Here is a 23,941-nt window from a genome sequence, read left to right on the forward strand (position 1 = left end):
AGGTCGAACATTGTGTCAAATCCAGATGAGAAGAAAATTCATACCTATCAAGATTGGCTGACATGGGACGGAACGTGGGAGTTAATTAACGGCAAAGCCTATAATATGTCTCCAGCTCCGACCTCATTGCATCAATTTATTGTAGGAGAGCTTCATTTCGCCCTACGGACGTTCTTCCAGAATCGGAGTTGCTATGTGTTTGTGGCTCCATTTGATGTGTTTTTCAGTGAAAGTGAAGAGTACCAATCACCAGATCAAGTCACTCAACCTGATCTCTCGGTTGTTTGTTCTAAGGACCAAATATCCAAGAACGGCTGTCACGGTGCGCCGACAATAATCATTGAAGTGCTGTCGCCTTCGACTGCATTGAAGGATTTTAATGAGAAGTTCAACTTATATCAAAAGCATGGGGTACAGGAATATTGGATTGTCGATCCTGGAAATCGAACGGTTCATGTATATGCGCTGCAGGATGGCAGTTACCAGGTGCGTCATTTATATACGGAGCAGGAAACGATCCAATCCATCGTCTTTAAAGATTTACAAGTGCCTATGAACACGCTATTCAGTCTATAATAACAAACACAATCAGCCGGCGAGATACACTCTCGACCGGTTATTTTTGTTCTCCGATATCTAAGCACCTTGGCGATAGGAAGCCCAGCCTTCGTTCATAATCTTTGTTTCGATGATTTGCGGCCAGAAGTAGAGCATCTCATCACGAAGCATAGATAGAATGTCGCGCTGCCAATCCTCCAGAGTAGGGGAGTATTCCTCAATGAACCAGCTGAGATCTTTTTCTGGCCATGGCGGAAAACGCTTGGCGTCAGCGGCCTGCGATTGAGCGAATCCATAATATAGATTCTTATCGAATCGGTGCTGCTTATGTTAAGTAAATAGCAACATTCTCCGGTGTACGTCCCTCAGGTTCATGCTTAGGCTGCTCTGACAGGACCGTTCCATCCTCTAAGTGCAGCCAAGTATCGAAGCTTCGTTCTCCTTCTTTCAAGGAAATGACCCTCGCTCCTGTTAAAAAGGGCCGATCCAGGTATGCGTTTCGGGTCGTGCGGCCATAGCAAAGACGGATGCCATGCCAATCGCCCCAGAAATCGTGACCGTGGTCATGGCCAGCGAAGGTGCCCATGACATCGCCCATCTCGATCATAGCTGCGAAGAAACCGGAATTCACCCAAGGTGCGCAGCAGAAAGGAGCATTACGCTCTCCGTAGCAGACACCGAAGTCCCATACATCGTTATATTCAGGAAGCGGTATGTGAAAAAAGGCGAGGGAGGGCAGCGGCGTTCCGCCATTGCTTCCGGTAAGTCGATAGGACTCACGTGTGTACCAATCAATCTGATCACGGCGAATCCAATCATAATAGCCCATTCTGCTATATTCCAGCGGAGAGTAGCTGCCTGAATCCAGAAAAAAAAGGGCTGCGGCCGTTTCGCGCTCTTTACCTTCTACGGTAAGGACATAATTACCGGAGCCATGAATGCCAGGTGGGTCAGGCTTAGCATAATTATGCGGATAGGTCAGCTGCAGCGCATGAAGCTGCTCACGCGTGACGGTTCCTTCCGTATCGTGGTTGCCGAACACAGCAGCCCAAGGGATATTCAAGCTCTCAGGCACTGAGCAAGCGCGTCGAAATGCGACTACCGGGTTAGGGTGACCAGCTGAAGCGATGATATCTCCTGTGTAGACGACCAGATCAGGCTGCTCGTCTTTCAGGATATCTAGCATCATAGCTTCCATCCTTTGTTCTTCCGCTTCGTATGAAGAAAATTCGGGATCTGTGAACTGCACAATTTTGAAGCTCCCATCTTCTCGAAACCGCAGCGACTTAGCCATTGTGGGACTCCTCAGCGGAAGCTGTTTTGCTATCGACGATAGTAATGCTCTTGGATGCCCATGTGTCATCAAGCAATCCCTCTGGTAAGCGAGCATCCCATTGCTGAGTCAAGGTTAATCCTAGCGCAAGTGCAGCAATTGCAGCTGTATCTGTAATGGATACAGGTCCTTTTAGAAGACCGCTATTAATCCCAGGTCCGATACAGCCCCAGAATACGTCACGGTCCATTGGATGGGCGCTGCCATGGCTGTATTTGTTATCACCGCCTCCACCATGGTCAGTGAGAAGTACAACTAAGCTGTCTTCCATAAGACCTAACTTCTCTAATCGCTTCAAGACACTGCCGATTAGTTCGTCACAAGTAGTTATCGCAGCTAAATACTCCGGACAATCATCTCCGTAGCCGTAACGGTGTCCAGAGCCATCCGGTTCATCCAATTGTAGAAATAACAGACGAACGTCCTGATTCTCTTCCATGTATACGAGAAGAGAAGAGACAAGCTCCGCATCCGGCAAAGAAACTTTATGTACGCCGAGATTATCTTCAATAATACCGGAGTTAATCGGACTCCAGCTGCTAAAGGAAGCAAGCTTAGCCTCTGGCTGTTGTTCTCTTACTAGTCGAAAGAGGGAAGGAAAGGGAGAATCACTCGGATAGGATAGTGTTGCCGCCTTCTCATTATTTAATTTATGCTTGTCAGGCTGTACCCCATGAAGCACAGATCCCCAACATTCTGCACTGATCGTCGGCATTTCCGCCTTGGCATCAAAGGTGTAGGCTCCACGTGGAAGCCAAGCATCTAGATTCGGTGTGTCTGCTTGCTGTACGAAATTACCCGCACCATCCATTCCAAGAATAAATACCCGCTGTACAGCCTTAGTTTGCTTCATCATCTTTCACTCCCTCATATTAAATCTCTCGTGAAGGACGTGTATTCCATTAATAGGAAACGGCACGACCAGTTCACGCTTTTAGCATAAGAGCACCCGTTATAACCGTCAATATCCTAATTCATGCTCTGAGACAACTAGTCATTAGCGTGATAAAGATATGTCATTATTATAGTAGTTCACTTGATTAACAGCCCACTATAATGAGAGACAGAGAACGACAACATGAAAGGGTGAGCCTTATGACGGCGTTTGCATCAAACGATACATCCACAACTATGAGTAGCCGAATGCGAACATTCAAAAAAAATATAAAGAAATACAGGGCTTTACTCATTATGATGGTCCCCGGGCTAGCGTACTTGATTTTAAACAATTATATTCCTATGTACGGAGTCATCTTAGCTTTCAAGGAACTGAACTATGTAGATGGCATTTGGGGCAGTCCTTGGGCTGGAATGTACAACTTTAAGTTTTTGTTCAGTTCTCCCGATGCTTTTCTGATAACGAGAAATACGATTATGTATAACGTGTTTTTCATCGTTGTGAATACCACTTTTGCGCTTCTTGCCGCACTGTTGGTCAACGAGATCAAAGATAAAGTCATCACCCGTTTTTACCAGAGCACGTTTTTGCTGCCACATATCATTTCAATGGTAGTTGTCGCTTATCTGGTATACAGTTTTTTAAATACCGATAGCGGGCTTATCAATAGACAGTTAGACAAATGGTTTAGCGCCGAGTCGATCTCTTGGTACAATGAGCCGGATTATTGGCCATATATTTTGGTTATTGTGAATGCGTGGAAAAATGTCGGCTATTTGGCAATTATTTATTTTGCGGCCATTATCGGTATTGATAAGGAATTTTACGAAGCGGCAACCATCGACGGCGCTAACAAATGGAAACAGATGACTCGGATTACGATTCCACTCATCTCGCCAATGATTATCATCATGACGCTGCTAGCGATCAGTTCGATTATGCGTTCAGACTTCGGTCTATTCTATCAAGTACCGATGAACTCAGGTCCGTTAATGCCTACAACTAATACGATCGATACATTTGTCTACCGAGCAATGATTGAGCGTGGAGACATTGGAATGTCGACTGCCGCTGGTATTTATCAATCTGTTGTCTGCTTCTTCTTGATCTTAGGGGCAAACTTCGCAGTTCGCCGAATCAGCAAGGATGACGCGTTATTCTAATCGATAAAAATTCATAAAGAGAGGAGGCATCAAGCAGATGCCAGTTACATCACGTTTGCGATCTCCACTTATCCATCTGTTCTTTGTGCTCTTCAGCATAGCGTCACTATTCCCGTTCATTTTAGTATTCATGGTCTCCATTTCAGATGAGAGTTCTATTGCCCAGAACGGATACAGCTTAATTCCAAGCAAAATTAATTTCGCCTCTTATCAGTTCTTATTTAATGACTTTGGTCAGATTGCGAGATCTTATGGAGTAACCATTCTCGTAACTCTTATTGGAACAACGGTCAGCTTGTTTATAACGGCGCTCTTCGCTTATCCTTTATCACGCAAAGACTTGCCGCTGCGCCGCACGATGTCATTTCTTCTATTTTTCACGATGTTGTTTAGTGGAGGCATGGTGCCCTGGTATATCACCTATGTGACAATGATTGGGCTCAAAAACACACTGTTTGGCATGATTATACCCAATCTATTACTGAGTGCCTTTAACGTTTTGTTGATGCGTAGTTTTTTTGCCAACACGATACCAGAATCTATCGTTGAGTCAGGCACGATCGACGGGGCGAGCGAGCTGACTATCTTCATGAAGCTAGTGGTGCCGCTTTCAGCTCCAATTATGGCGACAGTCGCCCTCTTCAATTTGTTAGCTTATTGGAATGACTGGTACAACTGTATGCTGTTTATCGATAAACCAGATTTGATGAATATCCAGTACCTTATGACCAAGACGCTAAATAATGTACAGTTTCTAATTATGAAGGCGGATACATCCAGTCAAGTAGGCGAACTTCTTTCCAAAATGCCAACCGAAGGTGTTCGAATGGCACTCGCCATTATCGGCGTCGCGCCGCTCCTGGTCGCTTATCCATTCTTTCAAAAATTCTACATCAGCGGTATCACCAGCGGTGCGGTTAAAGGTTAAGAATACGCATCTAGGTTTCCGATAAAAACAAAGAGAAGAAGGGATTGGTTACGTTGAAGAAAAAGCTGCAAATCGGATTAACCCTGATCATCATTGTTATGCTAGTTCTGTCCGGATGCGCACAGAACAAAACAGGAGGTTCCAACACTCCAAAAGAGGATACGAATAACACACCATCCAATGAGACTGGTGATGCTGCAAGTCTCAAGCCTTACAAAATTACATTGATTTATCCTGGTGCTGTGCCTAAGGAGCTAAAGCTTGTTCAGGATGAAATGAGCAAATACTTAACAGAAAAAATCAACGCAACTATCGAATTGAAACCGATTGATTGGGGCTCTTGGACAGACAAGACTAACCTGATGAAAATTTCCGGCGAATCCTTTGATCTCATCTTTACTGCCGGATGGTTTGGTTATGGATTAGACGTATCCAAAGGACAATTTGTAGAACTGACAGATCTCATTGCAAAACACGGTAAAGATATCCCTGCCATTTTGGGCGATGATTTTATGAAAGGCGCACAAATTAGCAACAAGACTTATGGCGTTCCTACCAAAAAGGAATTCGCACAAGGTTTTGGTTTCCTTCTAAACAAAGAATTGGTTGATAAATATAAATTCAATACTGAAGGAGTTAAAACTCTGGAGGAAATGGAAGAAATGTTTAAAGTGATTAAAGAAAAAGAACAAGGTATAGTACCCGTTGTTAGTAATAAATTTGCAAACACTTGGGGAGCAGCTAATTACGATAGCGGTATAATTTCACGTGACAGCAAAGAGTTGAAAGCTATTGATACCCTAGAAGACCCTAAATTTATTGATTTTCTTAAGCGTATGAGACAATGGAATCTTAATGGTTGGTTCGATAAGGATGTTATGACTTCAGATTCAAGCGGTCAAGCAGAGAACATGATGAAAGCCGGCAAAGCCTTTGCAATCGGTTCATCATTGAAGCCTGGTAAAGATAAAGAAATGTCTGTAACAATGGGATTGCCGCTCGTACAAGTTGAGACAGCTCTACCTTATACAACAACAGGTGAAGCAAATGGAGCATTGCTATCGATTTCCCGTACTTCCAAGGATCCTGAGAGAGCAATGATGTTTCTTAATATGCTGTATACGGATGCTAAACTTCTTAATATGCTGGATTGGGGAATTGAAGGTACGCACTATGTTAAAAAAGCAGACAACGTCATTGATTATCCAGAAGGCGTAACCGCTGAGACACAAGGCTACCCGAGCCCAGGCGGTTGGATGTTCGGAAATCAGTTCATCTCATACCTGTGGGCAAACGAAGACGCTGACAAGTGGGAACAATTCGAGAAGTTCAACGAAAGTTCCGAACGCTCTATCGCTCTTGGCTTTACCTTCGATGAGGCACCAGTTAAGGCTGAGAAGGCTGCAGTCGGTAACGTAGATAAAGAGTTCCAGATGGTTCTGAACTCAGGTGCTGTCGATGATGTGGAAGGAACAATTGCCAAGTATAAAGCTAAGCGTAATGCTGCGGGATACCAGAAAATTTTGGAAGAACAGCAGCACCAGCTAGACGAGTGGGCCAAAGCGAATACGAAATAAGTTATATGCAGGAGTTGGAGAGTAAACCTCCAACTCCTCCTTCTTTTCCAACCTGATGAGATATGCCATAATAAAATGCAAAAGGTATACCGACATGAAGGAATAGGGGAAGAACTGTGATGAATCCTAAAGGCTCTTTGCGTTTCAAGTTAACGGTCGGCTTTATTACCATTACGTTGCCTCTAGTCTGTCTGCTGCTTTACAGTAATTACACGGCCTCCAATTCCGTACGAGAACAAGCGGCGGAGTCGAGCAAAAGTATGATCACACTATATTCTAACCAGATCCAGACTGCGCTTGGCATAGAAACTAATTTTCTATACGATTTAGCAACCGCGGATGTGGATATTCTGTCATTGAACAAGATGGTCTACAACTCTAACGAATATACATTGACCAAGATGCGGATCCTGAACAGCTTAAGCCGATATAATCGGTTTGACAGCACTGTAGATATTCAGTTCGCCTATTCTAACGCATATCTTGATCTGATTCATACCAATATCAAAACAGCCTCTTACGATGAAAATTTGGCCATCAAGCAAGGCCTTCAGGACTTGCTTGACACAGTAAAGCCTGGCAGCCCGTTATTTTCAGGGTGGAGGGTAGTTAGCTCTGGTAACATACATGGCTTGGTACGCATTGTGGATTCGGGTGCTGGTGTATACTTGGGAGCATGGGTTCGCCTGGAAAAGCTGATGATTCCTCTGGATCTGATTCAGCTGGGAAGAGAAGGTTTTGCTGCTCTTGCGGATAGTGAGGGGAAACTGATCACCGGAAGCTTCGATGTTGGCGGTTTCGCCGATCCTCCTCTTATTGACTTCTACGAGAAATACCAGAGGATTATGGGAGAAAAAGATACCTACATTGTCGTCAGTAATCCAATTATATCAACAGATGTTACGCTGGCTGCGTTCATTCCGGAAAAGCGAATGCTTCATAATCTTGCTCGTTTTCGTATGATTATTGCTTGGATTCCGGTATTTGCCGTTGTGATGCTCTCTCTCTATTTGATTTATCTTAACGGTATTATTCTCAGGCCGATGAATGACTTAATAAAAGGCATGCGCACTCTCAAAAGAGGGGACTGGGCATATAGGCTGAACAATTCTCCTTCTAGGGAGTTTTATATGGTCAATGAAACCTTCAATGACATGGCGCATCAAATTCAAAAACTGAAAATTAACGTTTATGAAGAACATATTCGAGCTCATAAGGCGGAGCTTAAGCATTTACAGCTGCAAATTAATCCGCATTTCCTGCTCAACAGCATTAATGTGGTCTATAACCTTGCTCAGCTCAAAAATTATTCCGTAATTCAAGCGATGTGCCTTAATCTAGTGAAATACTTTCGCTTTACGACCAAAACGAGCAAGCAGTTTGTTACTCTCTCCGAAGAGATGGAACATATGGACAGTTATTTGCGTATTCAGCAGCTCCGCTTTCCCGAAAGGATAACCTATCGGTTTGTGATGGATGAGGACTCGAAGAAGGTACAGATTCCTCCCCTGATCGTGCAGCCTTTTATCGAGAATGCAATCAAATACGGTTTCGACTTCATGGATGATCCTTTTCATATTGAGATTCATTCCATAATAGATACCGATCAAAAACGTTGCCGCATTCGGATTGTTGACAACGGCAGTGGATTCTCGCAAGAGCTGCTGGACTCCTTACGGAGTGGTCGCTATTTCCATAAAACAAATGACCAGCATTTGGGCATCTGGAATAGCTATCATCGCTTGCAGCTTCTTTACGGCAACACCTTTCGCTTGGAATTCGATAATTGCGCTGACTCTGGCGCTCTAATAGAGTTGGAGATTCCTGTCGAGGCTCCAGTAGATTAGGGTATAGCGTTGGCTCGGATTATAATAGACAGGTTTTTGATTCCAATAGATTTATCATGATAGCAGGAGGCGAAGAGCTTGCAGGTTCTGATTGTTGATGATGAGATGTACTCCGTCATGGGGATAAAGGATGCAATCAACTGGGATGCACTAGGTGTCTCTGCGGTATTCGATGCCTATAACATGAGAGAGGCTGTTAAGATCTTTCAGGAGCAAGAAATTCAAATCATGATTAGTGATATCGAAATGCCGAAAAACACAGGAATCGAATTGCTAGAGTGGGTAAACGAGAATTCCCCGAATACGGAGACGATCTTCTTGACGGCTCACGACGATTTTAGGTTTATGCAGCGGGCCGTTCAGCTCAGCAGCTTTGACTATATGATGAAGCCTGTGGAATATGAAGTCTTGGAAGAAGCGATCCGGAAAGCTATTCTTAGTGTGAATAAGAAGAGTGCAGAACTGGTACAGAGCGAACAATACAAGCCATATTATGAGTTGTGGAACAAAAAAAAGACGCTGCTTAGCGAACGCTTCTGGTACGATCTGCTGTCAGAACGTATTGTGGCTAGAGAGAATGACAACTGCAGCCTGCCAGCTGAGTACGGCATAACATTGAAGCCGGATGATCGACTGCTTCCAGTCATAGTCAGCGTAGAAAATTGGAAGAGGGAACTCAGCACGCGGGATGAGGAAGTGATGGAGTACGCCATTCGTCAATCATCCTCCGAGCTGTTGATTGCCGACTCACGAGGAGAGGTCGTTCAGACCAAGAACGGTGTCACGTTGGCGATCCTCTACTTCTCACCGGAAGAGGAGTCCACGCTTCGTGATCGTATTGGTGATAGATGCAATATGTATATTGATGCTTGCAGTCAATACATAAACTGTACGGTATCCTGCTACATCGGTGAGCCTGTGAGACTGCATGAGTTAACGGTGATGTATAAGACGCTGTTGTCCATGGAGTACAATAATCTCAGTGAGTCCAATCAACTGAACTGGCTTAGCAAGCAGAGTCCAGATCCTTTTCCAGATCCTTGCTTGCCTGACTTTACGGCTTGGGCGCTGCTGCTCGAAAACGGCAAAGAAAAAGAACTGGTTCAGCAGCTGAGGAATAGTCTTCAGGAGCTGGCTTCGGATCGACGATTTGGTGCAAACGCGCTGCAAGCCTATTATCAGGGATTTCTGCAGATGATTCACTACCTGCTGCAGAAGAAAGGTCTCTCTGCCCATCAACTGCTTCAAGACACTAGCGTCCCTCAAATGAAAGCGCCTCCGCGTACGCTAGAGCAGATGGAAGAGTGGGGTATAAATCTGATTCAAAAGGTATATTGCTATCTCTTTCAGGAAGAGTCAGTCATTCCGCGTCTTAAAGCATTTATTGCTGATCATCTCAGGGAGAATATCACCCGGGAAATGCTCGCAGAATACGTTCATCTCAATCCTGCTTATCTCTCCCGTTTGTTTAAAAAGGAGGTAGGGATGAGTATTACAGATTATTTGCTTAACGAGAGGATGCGGATTGCCAAAGCGTTGATTGCCAGCTCGACAATGCCGATTTCAGAGATCGCTCAATCGATTGGATATAGTAACTTTTCCTACTTCTCTAAAATGTTCAAGCGTGTCTATCAAGCGAACCCCCAGCAGTTTAGGAAGCTTTCAGGCAGCTCGAATAGCTGAATTGTTCGTTGTTTTTCATCGCCGCCCGATTAATTGGGCGGCTTTTTTTTTGCCGCAGCTTATAGAAAGTAATGAAGTCACCAGTCTGTTAGTAGATAGTCATTATTCTGGTAGAGTGAAATGGGCTGTGTTCATACAATTCAAGTACAGCATTCTTTACAGTGAAAGGAGATCAGCCGGATGAGCAATAAAATGAAATTTCGTGAGGATGGTACCTTCGTCATTGTCCAATTCTCCGATGTGGAGTTTATAGACGCGGGAGATTATGACCCGGATACACCGGAATTTAATCGCTTGACAAGAGAGACAATGGAAAGCGTTATCAAACAAGAGAAGCCGGATCTAATCGTATTTGCCGGTGATGTTACAGCTAGCGCCAGAGGAAATGATCCGATTCAATCCTTACGCGATGCTGTCGCGGTAGCGGAGGAGAGCGGCATACCATGGGCAGCTGTTTTCGGCAATCATGATTCAGAAGGAGCCGTTTCTCGTGAGCAAATGCATGAAGAACAGCTAGCCCACAGCTACTGTGTCGCTGAAGCCGATCCACCGAATGTAAGCGGGTCTGGTAATTATATCATTACTCTTCTTGACCAAAATGATGAAACGGCCGCTGCTTTGTATTTCCTCGACAGCGGTGATTATTCTTCTAACCCGTCGGTTGGCGGCTATGACTGGATTCGAAGAGATCAAATTGAATGGTATGTCTCCGAATCGCAGAAATTGTCGTCCATTAACAATGATTCGCCCTTACCAGCATTGGCGTTCTTTCATATTCCTCTGCCGGAGTATCAAGAGGTATGGAATAATCAGACTTGTCTGGGACACTGCTTTGATGGAGTAAGCGCACCGGTTATAAATTCCGGTTTCTTCTCGGCGATGGTGGAGATGGGAGATGTAATGGGGACGTTTGTTGGTCATGATCATGCGAATGACTTTAGCGGAACGCTGCATGCTATCCGCCTTTGTTACGGCCGATCTACGCGATATGTGAGTTATGTGGATAATGTCCGCAAGGATCATTTTCAAACGGGAGCAAGAGTTATCCGATTAAAGGCAGGCGAGCGGAATTTCGATACATGGATTCGCCAAAATGACGGAACGATTGCGGTTTTGCCTGAGCATTATCCGAACCAGTCCGACTAATTATAAAAGCTTGTGCGAGGAGGCTTGTTGATGAATTGGCAAATATTCGATGTGAATGAGTGGGTTTATCCGGATACTGAATTATCAGATGCAGGGGCGAGAAGCATTAATCTAGAGACGGCGCGAGGCACTTATGTTGGCTGCCAAATATTGTTGGAGGGACTCCCTTCTAATGCGAAAATAACATGGGAATATGTCTCGGCCGAGTCTGAATTTGTGAAGAATACTTCCATGTATCAGCTCATTGATGTTCAGGTGAATGAGAATACAGGGCCTGATTATTCCACCGTACCTGTAGGCACTCCAGCCGATTATGTAACACGACTTGCGCCGTTCCGTGTGTACGATGCTCTAAAGCCGGTCGGCGAGGAATTCCAAGCGCGTGCTGAGAAAGATGCCCTATATGTTTGCTGGAAAGTGGACGAATCCGCAAATCCACATCAGCATGTCGGAGAGCTCCGTTTTCATATTGATGGCAATAGCTATGTCATTCCTGTTGAAATAGAGGTCTTTAAAGCTAAAGTTGCCAAAGAGGAAACGCTGTCGATTACGAATTGGTTCTCATTTAGAAATATTGCAAAGTGGCATAACCTCGAAAAATGGTCGGAGCCCTTCTGGAACATGGTTTACCAATACGGAGAAGCGATGCGCCGGACTCGTCAAACTCATTTCTTAGTCGGCATGGAATTGGTTGATATCAAGGAAAAGGGAAGCGGAAGCTATGAATTTGACTTCTCACGTGTCGAGACGTTAATCAAAATGTTTTTAGGTCTGGGCTTCACCCGTATAGAAGGCGGGCATATAGCTGGTCGAAGAGGCTGGGACGATTCTTTTTTCGTTTTAAACTATGATACCAACATAAAAGCAACAAGCCCGGAAGGCTATACATTTATATCGCAATATCTATCTTCCTGGAACAAGTTCCTTGCCACTAATGGCTGGTTGAGCTTAACCGTACAGCATATTGCTGATGAACCGCTTGAAGAGTCGGCTCAAGATTATCGGGTCTTGGCAGGCATAGTTAGAAAGTTCATGCCGGGGGTTCCACTTATTGACGCAATCATTCATACGGAACTGGAAGGAGCATTAGATATTTGGGTACCAACGAATAGGGACTATGATCGCAACAAATCGGCTTACGAAAGAATCCAGGCTGGCGGCGATACGCTATGGTTTTATACATGCTGGAACCCAGGCGGTCATTATATGAATCGCTTTCTAGATATTCCTCTTCTCAAAACAAGATTTTTGCACTGGGGCAATTACTTATACAAAATGAATGGCTATCTACATTGGGGATTGAATTATTACCTGGAAGGCCAGGATCCATTTGAATTGACAAATCCCATGCTTGCTCCAAGCGTTCACGCCAAAAGGGTGCCTGCCGGCGATACTCATATCGTCTATCCGGGTACGGATGGACCTTGGCTAAGTATGAGGCTGGAGTCGATGAGGATGGGCATTGAGGATTATGAATTGCTTCAACAGATAGCTCAAGCTGACCGTAAAATAGCGGATGAGCTAGTAAACTCCTGCATGACAAGCTTTACAGAAGCAAATACCGATGCAGCAGCATTTCAGCAAGTACATCGACGATTGCTCGAAGCCGCATCCATCTGATTGATACCTTACTAACACCATAACTTCCTGCTAAGCGCTTGATATTTTTATTTATCAGTTTCTTAGTGGGGAGTCCCCACATCATTTTCATCAACCTACGCATGAGAATGGAGCGATAGACGTGTCCTTGCTGCGTAAGCTTTCGATTCGTTCACAGTTATCCATAATCGCGTTATCCATCACCTTTGTCTTACTTTTCATCTTATGCACCAGTTATTTGCAAATGGCTAAGATCATTAGCTCAAACAGTGAAAAATATTCGAGCGAGATTGTAGATATGATCCCTAAAGACGCACTGATGCGCGACATGAACGCGATTCGCTTTTCTTTTATTTGGATATTTGTGTTTGGAGCTGTTTTCGCAGCAGTTATGTTCACTATTATTGCAAGCAACATTTTGCTTCACAAGAACGATTCCTTAGCGAAAGAGCTTCTGGATACAAATGCGGTGCTTTCCTTCATGCAGCTAGAGAAGAAGAAAGCTGAGCTTGCATACCTGCGCTGCCAAATTAATCCTCATTTTCTCTATAATACGCTGGAAATGATCAAAGGAATGGCTGCAGTAAAAGGGGTTCTTGAAATTAGAGAGGCTGCCGCTTTGCTTGGAAGTATATTTCATTACAGCGTTAAGGGGGGAGGAAATGTTCCCCTGGACACGGAGCTTTCTATCATCGAGTCATATTTACAAATTCAAAAGCTGCGTTTTGGTACCCGCTTTAGTGTGATATTTGATATCGATGGTCTTGCCCGCAACTGCCAAGTGCCGAAGATGATCTTGCAGCCAATTGTCGAAAATGCGGTTTATCACGGACTAGAGTTAAAAGAAAAGCAAGGTTTATTAAGGATAAGCGCTTATCTGGATGTGTACAGAGACTTGATTATCGTCTTTGAGGACGATGGGGTAGGGATGAATCAAGCTCAACTGGAGTGGGTCCAATCTACATTGTCGGACTCGGAGCCGAGTGGATTGCTGATAGGCGAGAGAGATAACAGCATCGGTTTTGCCAATGTGAATGTAAGGATCAAGCTGATCTGTGGTTCAGAGTATGGACTTGATATTGCTAGCAAGGAAGGTGAAGGAACTCGGGTAACGGTGAAGCTGTCGACGAAGGGGGAATTTTCGAATGTATTATAAGGTTCTGCTAGTTGATGATGAAGCATGGGTTGCTGAGAGTCTTAAGGCGAGTGTTAATTGGCATGCTTATGGGTTTGAGGTTGTAGGAATGGCTCATAACGGGACAGAGGCACTGACCATGTTTGAAGCTATACTTCCCGATATCGTATTCACCGATATCCGTATGCCAGGTATGAATGGTCTGGAGCTAATCAAAAAAGCACGCGAGCTTCCGCATAAAGCGCAATTTATTGTCGTAAGCGGCTATGCAGAATTTGCTTATGCGCAGAAGGCGCTCACTTATGGTGCGCTTGCGTATTGCCTTAAGCCGTTCGATGAACAGGATATTATATCGATCCTAAGCAAATTCAAGAAAAATAATGAAGCACAACATGAGACAGCTGAAAATCCACTTCAATTATTTTTGGAAGAACCAAACGAAACGAATCGCAATAGACTTACACACAAGCTCGAACAATATGGCCTAATCGATGGCTTTAATGATGGAGTTGGCCTAATCGTCTGTTCCACTATCGGTAATGAGTCAGTACAGGCTTCAGAGAACTATTTGCAGGTTAAGATCGGAAGATCAAAGTCTCTGTATCTCGTGGCATGGGCTCAATTGGAGAAGACAATTAATGAAATAAGCAAAGGGATGCCTGATCGGATCCGTGGAATTGGTGTAAGTGAAAAAATAACAGAAATAGAGAAACTAAAGGAATCGGTTGAAATCGCGAATTCATTAGCTGATCATTACTTTATTGCTGGTAAAGCAGCGATATTTCGCAAAAAACCCCCGCTACGCAAACCTTTTAACGAAATGCTGAAGAGAATTGATGATGCTATTCGAATAGGTGATATAGCTGCTGCGAATGTTGCTTTTGACCAAGTACTCGTCCTGTTCAGAGAAGGCAGTCTGACTATGAGCCATGCACTCCAGCTTTATAATATCGTACTTTCATTCATGTACCAATTTGGAATTGAGCTGTCCGATAAGATGTTATATAGCAATGAACTGCTGCTTGCTTCTTTTGGCTCCCTATCTGAAATGATTCATTGTTTACGTCAATATGTAAGCAGATATATTCTTGAAGCGACCGAAAACGTCTCACAAGAAATTAGCAATGAAACCTTTAGAGCTATTCTGAACTATGTGAATCAAAATTACATTCAAGATATATCGATACAGAGCTTATCGATCAAGTTTTATACAAACCCTAGTTATATCAGTCAATTATTCAAAAAGGAAGTAGGTGAGACGTTTACAGCATATATCGCCAAATTACGCATTACCTATGCCTGCAAGCTGCTTGGCAATACTAATTTAATGGTGGGTGAAATTGCAGAAAAGGCGGGATATCAGGATTATTTCTACTTCACAAAAATTTTCAAAAAAGTTGTTGGTACCACGCCATCAAGGTTCCGTGCGGAGATGAAGCTCGCGTAGGTGCTTCTTTTATTAGAGGGTATACCTGCTTACGGTGTAGTAGTATGTAAAATTTTTAGATAATCTATCGTTATTTATTATGAGATTTGATGGACCTTATCGTTTAGGTTTTTTATGTAGAAAAAGTATGAATTTGTACAGATACCTCGCTTTAAACCAATCTCTTATAATTAGGATTACAACCAAATGTAACCGCTTTCAAATATACTCCAATCCTTATACATTAGGCGATCATTCATTTGGGTTTAGTAAGCTATGTATCCAAAAAATGATTTTAAGGGGGAAAGAAGAATGAAGCTAAAATTATTAACGATGATGCTGGTTTTTGCAATGTTGGTATTTACTGGCTGCTCGCAAAATTCCGGATCTAATGCGCCTAAGGATGAGCCAACCCCGGCTCCTACAACGGAGACCGTCGAGGAGACGGCAACGGAAGCGCCACCTTCAACTGCGCCAGTCGATGAGAAGATTGACTTTAAAGGCGGAACGATCCGCATCGGGCAATGGTGGGGAATGGAAAACTATTTGAATGAGGAAGAGAAGGAAATGCAACGCAAAGCAGAGGAAAAATACAATGTGAAAATTGAGTATGTAACCGTACCTTTCGCTGAGATTCAATCAAGAATAGTAACAACTTCCGTAGCAGGGCAGCCTTTTGCCGACATTATTATGATTCCGACGGAATGGGCGATTCCGAAGATGGTTAGTGAGGGGTATCTTCGCAATATTGATGACCTAGTGGATATGAAAGACCCTAACTGGAATCAAGTTATGTTGAAGAATGGCAGCTACGGCGGGAAGCAGTACAGCTTCACTGACAAGGACAATAACGGCAATGGATTCTACTATAACAAAACGTTAATTCAAAAATTCGGTTTAGAAGATCCTTATGAATTGCAGGAAAAGGGGGAATGGACTTGGGATAAGTTTCTAGCGATGACCAAAGCCGCTACGAAGGATGGCGTATTCGGCGTAACTCCTTACGATACAGCTTCGAGCCTAACGCTTCCTTTCATTTACTCCAATAACGGATCTGTAACGAAAGATGACCAAATTACATTTGAGGGACCGGAAGCATTAGAAGCTATACAGTTTGTCTCCGATTTATACAATGTTCATAAAGTTGTGGGCGGATCTTTTGTGGAAGGTAAAGCGCTATTCTATCCTGGAGCTCGTTGGGTTTCAGCAGATTTCAATGGCAGCTTGGCAGATGACTGGGGTTATGTATTCTTTCCTAAGGGTCCTAAAGCAACCGATTATGTTGTTCCAATAACTGTAAACATGTGGCATCTGATGGCGGATGTAGAAAACCCTAAAGCAGTTATGACAGTTTGGCAGGAGCTTTATGAGAGAAACCCTGAAAAAGGCTATGATGGCGTAATTCGTGGAGAAGAAGCTAACTTTAGAAGTGAAGAGGGCCTCAATACGCTGCGTAAAATGCTTGGTAACGGAACGGTGATGCAGTTCTTTGCCTATGATGGCTTTCAGGGTTATTTCGATGAAGCGATTAATAATATCATGACAGGAAAAGCGACACCTGCAAGTGAGCTTGCAAGAATTAAACCGCTTGCTCAGGCTGCAATTGATGTGACTTTGAAGAAATAGGATTTGGTTGCATAAAACGCTGCGCGCACCCCAATTCATTTCTATGGTTGGGGTGCTGCTCATAAGCGGAAAGGGGGATTCCATATGGCCAACGTCAATAAATATGGAATAGTCAAGGTAGTACTTTTAGTGACGCTATCTGCTGTGTGCATCCTGCCCCAGAGCTTTCAATCAAAGGGGATGTCCACGGTAAAGGCAGCCTCAATTGCTGCTGATACATCTGAAGCTATCTCGGAGCAGATGCTCGGTAGTAAGAGTGAGAACGGATACGACCAATATTTGGTGAAGCATCATAATGCGCCTAGGCCAGGGCAAGAGATTATCATCCCAGGAGATACCTTCTCTAAAGTGGTAGACATGAAGGCTAACGTCGTTAACGACATGGCTGGATTGGCGGGCAATGCGGTTGAATCGGATGAAACGGGAAGTATCTCATGGGAGTTCGATGTAATGAATGAAGGCCTATATAATATTGCAATAAATTTTTATCCAATGGAGGGTGAGGGTGCGGATATTGACCGCGAGCTGCTGATTGATGGAGAAGCGCCGTTTGCTGAGAGCAGAAATTTGGTGTTCGGAAGAGTTTGGACGAGCAAAGCGGAAATTGCACGTGATAAGCGTGGGAATGACACCCATGTCCAGCAGGTAGAGCTGCCGATGTGGCAGGAGACGTACGCACAAAGTGCGGATGGTCGCCACAATGAACCCTATTTATATTATTTTACTCCAGGGAAGCACAGCATCACTTTAGTTTCCGCAAAGGAAAAGATGCTGATTCGTTCTATCAAGCTGAACCAAGTTGAACAAGCAAAGGATTACGAAGCGGTTGCCGCTGAATATGAATCGAATGGTTATAAAGACGCTTCTGATGTAATGATCAAGGTTCAAGGGGAATTTGCGGATTTGAAGTCAAGTCAAGTACTTTATCCGATGATGGATCGCAGCAGCCCGTCTACCGAGCCTTATCATATGTCTCAAATCCGACTCAACACGATTGGCGGCTTCAACTGGTCGGAATCCGGTCAGTGGATGACTTGGGATATAGAAGTGCCGGAAGATGGACTTTATCATATCGGCATTAAATATAAACAAAGCTTTCAACGAGGTATGATTTCTTATCGCAAAATGTATATTGACGGCAAGCTGCCGTTTCAGGAGGCTGATGGCATTGCCTTTGGTTTCTCAACGAACTGGGAAATGAATGAGCTTGGAGACGGGAAGAGTCCGTACCAATTTTATTTAACGAAAGGCAAGCATGAGATTAAGCTTGAAGTGACACTCGGAGAAATGGCATTGCTGCTGCGAACAGTGGAGTCCAGCGTGCTGGATCTAAATTATATTTTCCGGCGCATTATTATGGTGACGGGCACGGTACCGGATGAATATCGGGATTATCAGCTTGATAAAAAAATTCCAGAGATGATTGAAGTTTTCACCAAACAAATTGAAGTGTTGAAATCTATAGTTGAGCGTGTAGAGAAAATATCTGGTGGCAGCAGTGATCGCACAGCTTCATTGAATCGGCTCATTTTTCAGCTGCAAGACATGGTAGATGCTCCAGAGACAATAGCACGCCGGTTAGAGACGTTCAAATCCAATACAAGCTCATTAGGAGATTGGATTTATTCTATCAATTATATGCCTTTATCGATTGATTATCTTGTCATTGCCTCTCCTGATAAGAAAATGCCTGCTGTCAAAGCGAAGTTTTTCAAAAGAATGAAGCATCAAGTGGGCACGTTCATGCTCTCTTTCTTCACCGATTACAATGTACTCGGTTCGACGGAGAAAGGCAGTAAAAAAATCACGGTGTGGATGACGCAGGGGATTGATCAGGCAAAAATTGCGAAGCGGCTTATTGATGAGTCATTTACTCCTGAAACCGGAGTTGCCGTCGACATAAAAGTGGTCAGTGAAGGCGTGCTCATGCAAGCCATGCTGGCAGGACGCGGTCCTGATGTTTCTTTCGCTCTGCCGGAAGATAAGCCAGTCAATTATGCCTTGCGGAATGCAGTGGAGGATTTATCCAAATACCCTGGGTTCAACAAGGTGAAGCAGCGCTTCCATGAGAGCGCATTAGTTCCTTATGAATTCAATAAGGGTACATTCGCACTGCCTATTGAGCAGCAATTTCCGGTTTTATTTTATCGGAAGGATATTCTCGAGGAAATGAATCTGGAAATTCCGCAAACATGGGAGGATGTCTTTGAGATCATTCCTGAGCTGCAGAAGCAAAATCTGTTATTCGGCTTCCCTATTCAGGTTTTGGTGAAAACGGGGGCGAACGTACAAGATAACGCTACATTGCCGGTTAACTTTACCTTTGGTACGATGCTGTTCCAAAACGGCGGGGAAATTTATCGCAAAGGTGATAAAGCGAGCGCACTAGATACTGAGGCGTCTGTAAAATCATTTATTGATTGGACGGAATTATATACGACCTATAAGCTGCCGTTAACGACCGACTTCGTGAACCGTTTCCGCAGTGGAGAGATGCCAATCGCGATTGCTGACTATACGAGATTCAATCTCATCAACGTCGTTGCACCGGAGCTGAAAGGACTATGGAATTTTACTCTTGTGCCAGGACTTGAGCAGGCTGACGGCACTATTCACCGGGAAGTGCCTGCAACTGGAACCGCTGCTATTATGCTGAAGGACAGTAAGCATAAGGAGGAAGCATGGTCCTTCCTAGATTGGTGGACCAGCACGGATGTGCAGGCGAAGTACAGTCTTGAAATTGAAGCCATTTTCGGGCCGGCTGGAAGAACTTCCACAGCTAATCTGGAAGCGGTGGCTCGGATTCCTTGGCAGGTAAAGGATTACAACGTATTAATGGAGCAGTGGAAATGGGCAAAGGGATTGCCTGAGGTTGCTGGCGGATATTTCACTGGCCGTCATCTTGACAATGCGTTCCGCAGCGTCGTTATCTCTAACGAGGATCCACGTGAAGCGATAGACCATTATACGAAATTTATTAATGAGGAAATTATGAAAAAACGAAAAGAGTTCGGCTTGCCAAACTAGAGAGAGGGGGCGGTTGTATTGTCAGGCCCAAATCAAGCAAGCGTTGAATTGCAGGGTCCAAGCAGATTGAAGAGGCAGCCTAGCGAGAGGCGGAAGAGGCTTGCTCATCTACGGGGCGAGATTAGTGTGAAACGGCATGGCTATGTACTCCTTGCTCCATATTTCATACTCTTCTTTATCTTCACCGCCTTCCCAGTCCTTATGGCATTCGGACTTAGCTTMACGGATTTTAATGTACTTGAAGCGCCAGGGTGGGTGGGCTGGGAAAATTATGCCAACTTGTTCGTCAAGGATGAAGTGTTTTTAATTGCGTTGAAAAATACGCTGCTGTTCGCGGCGATAACCGGTCCGCTCAGCTATGTCGTTTGCTTCTTTCTTGCATGGCTCATCAACGAGCTTTCACCTAAGATAAGGTCAATTATAACGCTTCTATTTTATGCGCCTTCGATTTCAGGAAATGTATATTTGATATGGCAAGTTGCCTTCTCTGGCGATTCTTTCGGCTATATCAACGCATTCCTGATGAAATGGGGATTTATTCTTGAACCAATTCAATGGCTGCAGGATCCCAAATACATGCTGGCGATTATTATGCTGGTTCAGCTCTGGTTAAGCCTCGGTACAGCCTTTCTGGCTTTTATCGCTGGATTACAAGGAATGGATATGACGCTAATTGAAGCTGGTGCGATCGATGGCATAAGAAATCGCTGGCAGGAGCTGTGGTTTATTACATTGCCTTCACTGCGTCCGATGCTGATGTTTGGCGCGGTTATGCAGATTACATCTTCATTCGCGGTCGCAGATGTGGCAACAAGCCTAGTCGGCTTCCCAAGCCCGCAGTATGCGGGACATACAATAGTAACGCATCTGAATGATTTCGGGACGATCCGTTTCGAGATGGGCTATGCTAGTGCGATTGCAACCGTATTATTCGCGATTATGCTTGGCTCGAACTTGGTCGTGCAGAAATTGCTTCGGAAGGTGGGTGACTAGAGAGCATGAATATAAGCTTTCGCCTGCGTCGAGAGAAGAAACTCAATCGTTCCCTTCCTGTTGATATAGCTCTTTTTCTAATATTGCTAGGAGCGGGAGCATTCATGGCAGTGCCTTTCGTTTTCATGATCAGCACTGCGTTAAAGCCTTTGGATGAGATGTTCCTGTTTCCACCTACATTTATTGTACGTTCTCCGACAGTGGATAACTTTTATGATTTGTTACTTATTTTTTCTGATTCATGGGTACCGCTTTCTCGCTATGTATTTAATACGGTCTTTGTTGCATTAACCGGCACGGTCGGGCACGTCATTTTAGCTTCCATGGCAGCGTATCCGTTGGCGAAGCTGAAGCTTCCTGGCGGCAATATCCTATTTGGAATTGTTATCCTATCGCTGATGTTTGCATCTCAGGTAACTTCCATTCCCAACTATTTAACGATTACGTGGCTGGGTTTGCTCGACTCTTATTGGGCGCTGATTTTCCCGGCTCTAGCAACTTCGCTGGGTTTGTTTCTAATGAAGCAATTTATGGAGCAAATCCCTGATGCGATAATCGAAGCCGCGAAGATTGATGGTGCGAGCGAGTACCGGATCTTTTGGACCATAGTCATGCCAATGGTTAAGCCAGCGTGGCTAACGCTTATTATTTTCTCCTTTAAAGGCTTATGGGGAACAGGCAGCGGGGGCCAGGGCGCTTCCTATGTATTTAGTGAACAGTTAAAAACGATGGATTATGCCTTTAGCCAAATTTTGTCCGGAGGATTTGCTCGTTCAGGACCGATGGCTGCCGCTGCGCTCATTATGATGCTTGTACCGGTCACGATCTTTATCGTGACGCAAAGCAGCGTGATTCAGACAATGTCGACATCAGGGCTGAAAGAATAAAAGAGAAAGGGGGAACGCAATTGGCGTCCATAAGGGGCATTGCATCATTTCTTATCCTTATGTGCTTCATTACCGGCTTCGCTGTTCCGGCTTATGCTCTGCCTGATCACGGATACAACTATTCCTACTGGGAAGAGGCGGAGCCTGCGCCATATCCTTATCTGGCCGAAAAGCATGTGGACGGATCGGAGCTTGGTATCGGCCATTTTAATGTTCCGCAGGATTTATTTGTTGCCAAGGATCATCGGATTTATATCGCAGACACAGGAAACAATCGTATCGTCAGCTTAGATGAGAATGGCAAACTTATTCGTACGATAGACGGCTTCGACAATAACGGCAAGAAGGAAACCTTCAACAAGCCCTATGGCGTATTTGTCGATGCTTCACAAAATATTTACGTAGCGGATACGTACAACAATCGGATCGTTAAGCTCAGCAATGATGGAACTCTCATTCAATTGTTCGGAGCTCCTGAGTCCAGCATAATCCCGGAAGGGTTTCAATATTTCCCCTTCAAGCTGTACGTTGATAAGTTTGATCGGATTTACGTGATTGCGCAAGGTGCCTTTGAGGGGATTATGGAGCTTGACGCTTCAGGCGGTTTTAAAGGTTATATCGGAACGAACAAGGTGAGATTTAATCCAACTGACTTGCTGTGGAAACGTTTATCGACCAAGGAGCAAGTCGGGAAAATGGAGTTATTCCTGCCGGTTGAATTCAGTAATGTGGATGTCGATGATCGAGGCCTAATCTATGCCGTGTCTTCGGAGGCTAATTCGAAAACACCAATTAAGAGGTTTAATCCCAGTGGGGAGGACATATTGCGCCGTGAAGGCTATTTCCCTCCGATGGGAGACATTTCGGTTATTCGTCTTGACCCTACAAAAAGTGTAGTGAGTGACCAAAAAAATAGAGGAAGCTCCAGATTCATTGATGTAGTATCCGATGAAAGCGGCATGTATAGCGGCTTAGACTCCACTCGCAACCGCATCTTTACCTATGACCGCGATGGCAACCTGCTCTATCAATTTGGGGGAATAGGCACACAGGCTAATAACTTTCAAAAACCGGTTGCCCTTTCAATGCTCGGAGAGCGAATAGCGGTTCTGGATAATGAGATGAACCGGATGACGATTTTTGCGCCGACTCGCTATGGCAAACTAATCAGGCAAGCTGTAAAGGCCCATTATGCGGGCAAGGTGGATGAAGCTGCTTATTCATGGAATAAGGTGCTTCAATTAAACGCTAATTTCGATATCGCTTATATTAGTATGGGCAAAGCGTTTCTTAAGAAAAACGAGAACAAGATGGCCATGAATTATTTCAAAAACGGAAATAACAGGAAGTATTATTCAGAAGCTTTCAAACAATACCGCAAGCAATATGTATGGGAACATTTCGGTACCATTATGACGGTTCTACTCTCGGCTGCCGCGCTCTTCGTTGCAATCCGTATCTATTGGGTCAGAAGAAAGCCGAAGCTCTACTTTGTTGAAACCAATATTGTAAAAGCGCCTTTCTATACAATGATGAGACCTTTCAACGGATTCTGGGAGATGAAGTATGAACAGAAGGGTCGAGTAAAAATTGCGCTGATTATTCTGTTGTTACTTGTCGTGACGATGATTTTGAAGCGGCAATACTCGGGCTTTGTTGTTAATTTCAATAAGCTAAGCACACTTAACAGCGTGGATGAGCTCATCTATATTGTGCTGCCATTTATTTTGTTTTGTGTGGCTAACTGGTCACTGACAACATTAATGGACGGTGAAGGAAAGTTTCTTGAGATTATTACGGCTGTTGGTTATTCGCTGCTGCCGTTCATTATTTTGTACCTGCCGCAAGTCGTATTCAGTAATATGATTACGCATGAAGAAGCCCCTTTTTATTATTTGATTGAGTCTGCAGCTATTTGCTGGTTTTTGTGGTTGTTGTTCGTGGGTATGATGACCATTCACCAATACTCTATTTTCAAAACACTACTGACTTTATTCCTCACCGTTGTAGTCATGGTTTTTATTGTTTTTCTATGCATCCTTTGTTTTAGCTTACTGCAGCAGATGACCACTTTCATACTTTCAATCTATTCAGAAATCAGGGCAAGAGCGTGAG

At 44.2% G+C, this 23,941-nt stretch carries 17 protein-coding genes and 1 pseudogene; 15 read left to right on the forward strand and 3 right to left on the reverse strand.

The window, feature by feature from the left end:
* Positions 1–12 precede the first annotated feature (12 nt).
* On the forward strand, positions 13–576 hold the full coding sequence (locus tag AC1DM9_RS04790; RefSeq protein ID WP_477578821.1) for a Uma2 family endonuclease: 564 nt from the start codon (positions 13–15) through the stop codon (positions 574–576).
* 75 nt (positions 577–651) lie between these two features.
* On the opposite strand, the pseudogene AC1DM9_RS04795 reads toward AC1DM9_RS04790, so the two are convergent.
* From AC1DM9_RS04795 to AC1DM9_RS04805, 3 genes and pseudogenes are all read right to left on the reverse strand, one after another.
* Positions 652–831: pseudogene (locus AC1DM9_RS04795) on the reverse strand (SpoVR family protein); the annotation flags it as partial.
* 52 nt (positions 832–883) lie between these two features.
* Positions 884–1,852: a metallophosphoesterase family protein gene (locus tag AC1DM9_RS04800; RefSeq protein ID WP_477578823.1), complete on the reverse strand. Its 969-nt coding sequence runs from the start codon at positions 1,850–1,852 to the stop codon at positions 884–886.
* Entirely contained in the window at positions 1,845–2,747 is a 903-nt protein-coding gene (locus AC1DM9_RS04805) for an alkaline phosphatase family protein (RefSeq protein ID WP_477578825.1), read from the reverse strand. Before AC1DM9_RS04805 ends, AC1DM9_RS04800 begins: the two co-directional genes overlap by 8 nt.
* A 275-nt stretch (positions 2,748–3,022) precedes the next feature.
* Between AC1DM9_RS04805 and AC1DM9_RS04810 the strand changes: the two genes are divergently transcribed.
* The 14 genes from AC1DM9_RS04810 to AC1DM9_RS04875 all read left to right on the forward strand — a co-directional run bounded on the left by AC1DM9_RS04810 (position 3,023) and on the right by AC1DM9_RS04875 (position 23,940).
* Positions 3,023–3,952, forward strand: coding sequence for an ABC transporter permease (locus AC1DM9_RS04810; RefSeq protein WP_445253854.1), 930 nt, complete (start codon positions 3,023–3,025; stop codon positions 3,950–3,952).
* 37 nt (positions 3,953–3,989) lie between these two features.
* Complete coding sequence (locus AC1DM9_RS04815) at positions 3,990–4,880, forward strand: carbohydrate ABC transporter permease (protein WP_076267726.1); 891 nt, start codon at positions 3,990–3,992, stop codon at positions 4,878–4,880.
* A 53-nt stretch (positions 4,881–4,933) separates the two neighbouring features.
* Entirely contained in the window at positions 4,934–6,457 is a 1,524-nt protein-coding gene (locus AC1DM9_RS04820) for an ABC transporter substrate-binding protein (RefSeq protein WP_477578828.1), read from the forward strand.
* Between the two features lie 119 nt (positions 6,458–6,576).
* The gene (locus tag AC1DM9_RS04825) at positions 6,577–8,304 is read left to right on the forward strand and encodes a sensor histidine kinase (RefSeq protein ID WP_477578900.1); all 1,728 of its coding nucleotides are present in this window, start codon (positions 6,577–6,579) and stop codon (positions 8,302–8,304) included.
* A 78-nt stretch (positions 8,305–8,382) separates the two neighbouring features.
* A complete protein-coding gene (locus AC1DM9_RS04830; protein WP_477578830.1) occupies positions 8,383–9,987 on the forward strand; it encodes a response regulator transcription factor in 1,605 nt (534 codons plus the stop codon).
* A 180-nt stretch (positions 9,988–10,167) separates the two neighbouring features.
* Positions 10,168–11,133, forward strand: a complete 966-nt coding sequence (locus AC1DM9_RS04835; RefSeq protein WP_477578832.1) for a metallophosphoesterase family protein — start codon at positions 10,168–10,170, stop codon at positions 11,131–11,133.
* 30 nt (positions 11,134–11,163) lie between these two features.
* On the forward strand, positions 11,164–12,753 hold the full coding sequence (locus AC1DM9_RS04840; protein WP_477578834.1) for a DUF4091 domain-containing protein: 1,590 nt from the start codon (positions 11,164–11,166) through the stop codon (positions 12,751–12,753).
* 223 nt (positions 12,754–12,976) lie between these two features.
* Positions 12,977–13,888, forward strand: a complete 912-nt coding sequence (locus AC1DM9_RS04845) for a sensor histidine kinase (RefSeq protein ID WP_477578836.1) — start codon at positions 12,977–12,979, stop codon at positions 13,886–13,888.
* Positions 13,878–15,314: a response regulator transcription factor gene (locus AC1DM9_RS04850; RefSeq protein ID WP_477578838.1), complete on the forward strand. Its 1,437-nt coding sequence runs from the start codon at positions 13,878–13,880 to the stop codon at positions 15,312–15,314. The genes AC1DM9_RS04845 and AC1DM9_RS04850 overlap by 11 nt, the downstream gene beginning before the upstream one ends.
* A gap of 291 nt (positions 15,315–15,605) precedes the next feature.
* Complete coding sequence (locus AC1DM9_RS04855) at positions 15,606–16,919, forward strand: ABC transporter substrate-binding protein (protein WP_477578840.1); 1,314 nt, start codon at positions 15,606–15,608, stop codon at positions 16,917–16,919.
* An 84-nt stretch (positions 16,920–17,003) separates the two neighbouring features.
* The gene (locus tag AC1DM9_RS04860) at positions 17,004–19,946 is read left to right on the forward strand and encodes an extracellular solute-binding protein (RefSeq protein ID WP_477578841.1); all 2,943 of its coding nucleotides are present in this window, start codon (positions 17,004–17,006) and stop codon (positions 19,944–19,946) included.
* Between the two features lie 18 nt (positions 19,947–19,964).
* Positions 19,965–20,939 (forward strand): carbohydrate ABC transporter permease, encoded by a 975-nt coding sequence (locus AC1DM9_RS04865; RefSeq protein WP_477578843.1) that lies wholly within the window; start codon positions 19,965–19,967, stop codon positions 20,937–20,939.
* A gap of 5 nt (positions 20,940–20,944) precedes the next feature.
* On the forward strand, positions 20,945–21,826 hold the full coding sequence (locus AC1DM9_RS04870; protein WP_076271716.1) for a carbohydrate ABC transporter permease: 882 nt from the start codon (positions 20,945–20,947) through the stop codon (positions 21,824–21,826).
* Between the two features lie 20 nt (positions 21,827–21,846).
* Entirely contained in the window at positions 21,847–23,940 is a 2,094-nt protein-coding gene (locus tag AC1DM9_RS04875) for a YIP1 family protein (RefSeq protein ID WP_477578845.1), read from the forward strand.
* The last annotated feature ends 1 nt before the right edge of the window (position 23,941 follow it).

Source organism: Paenibacillus sp. 01T431 (assembly GCF_056398625.1).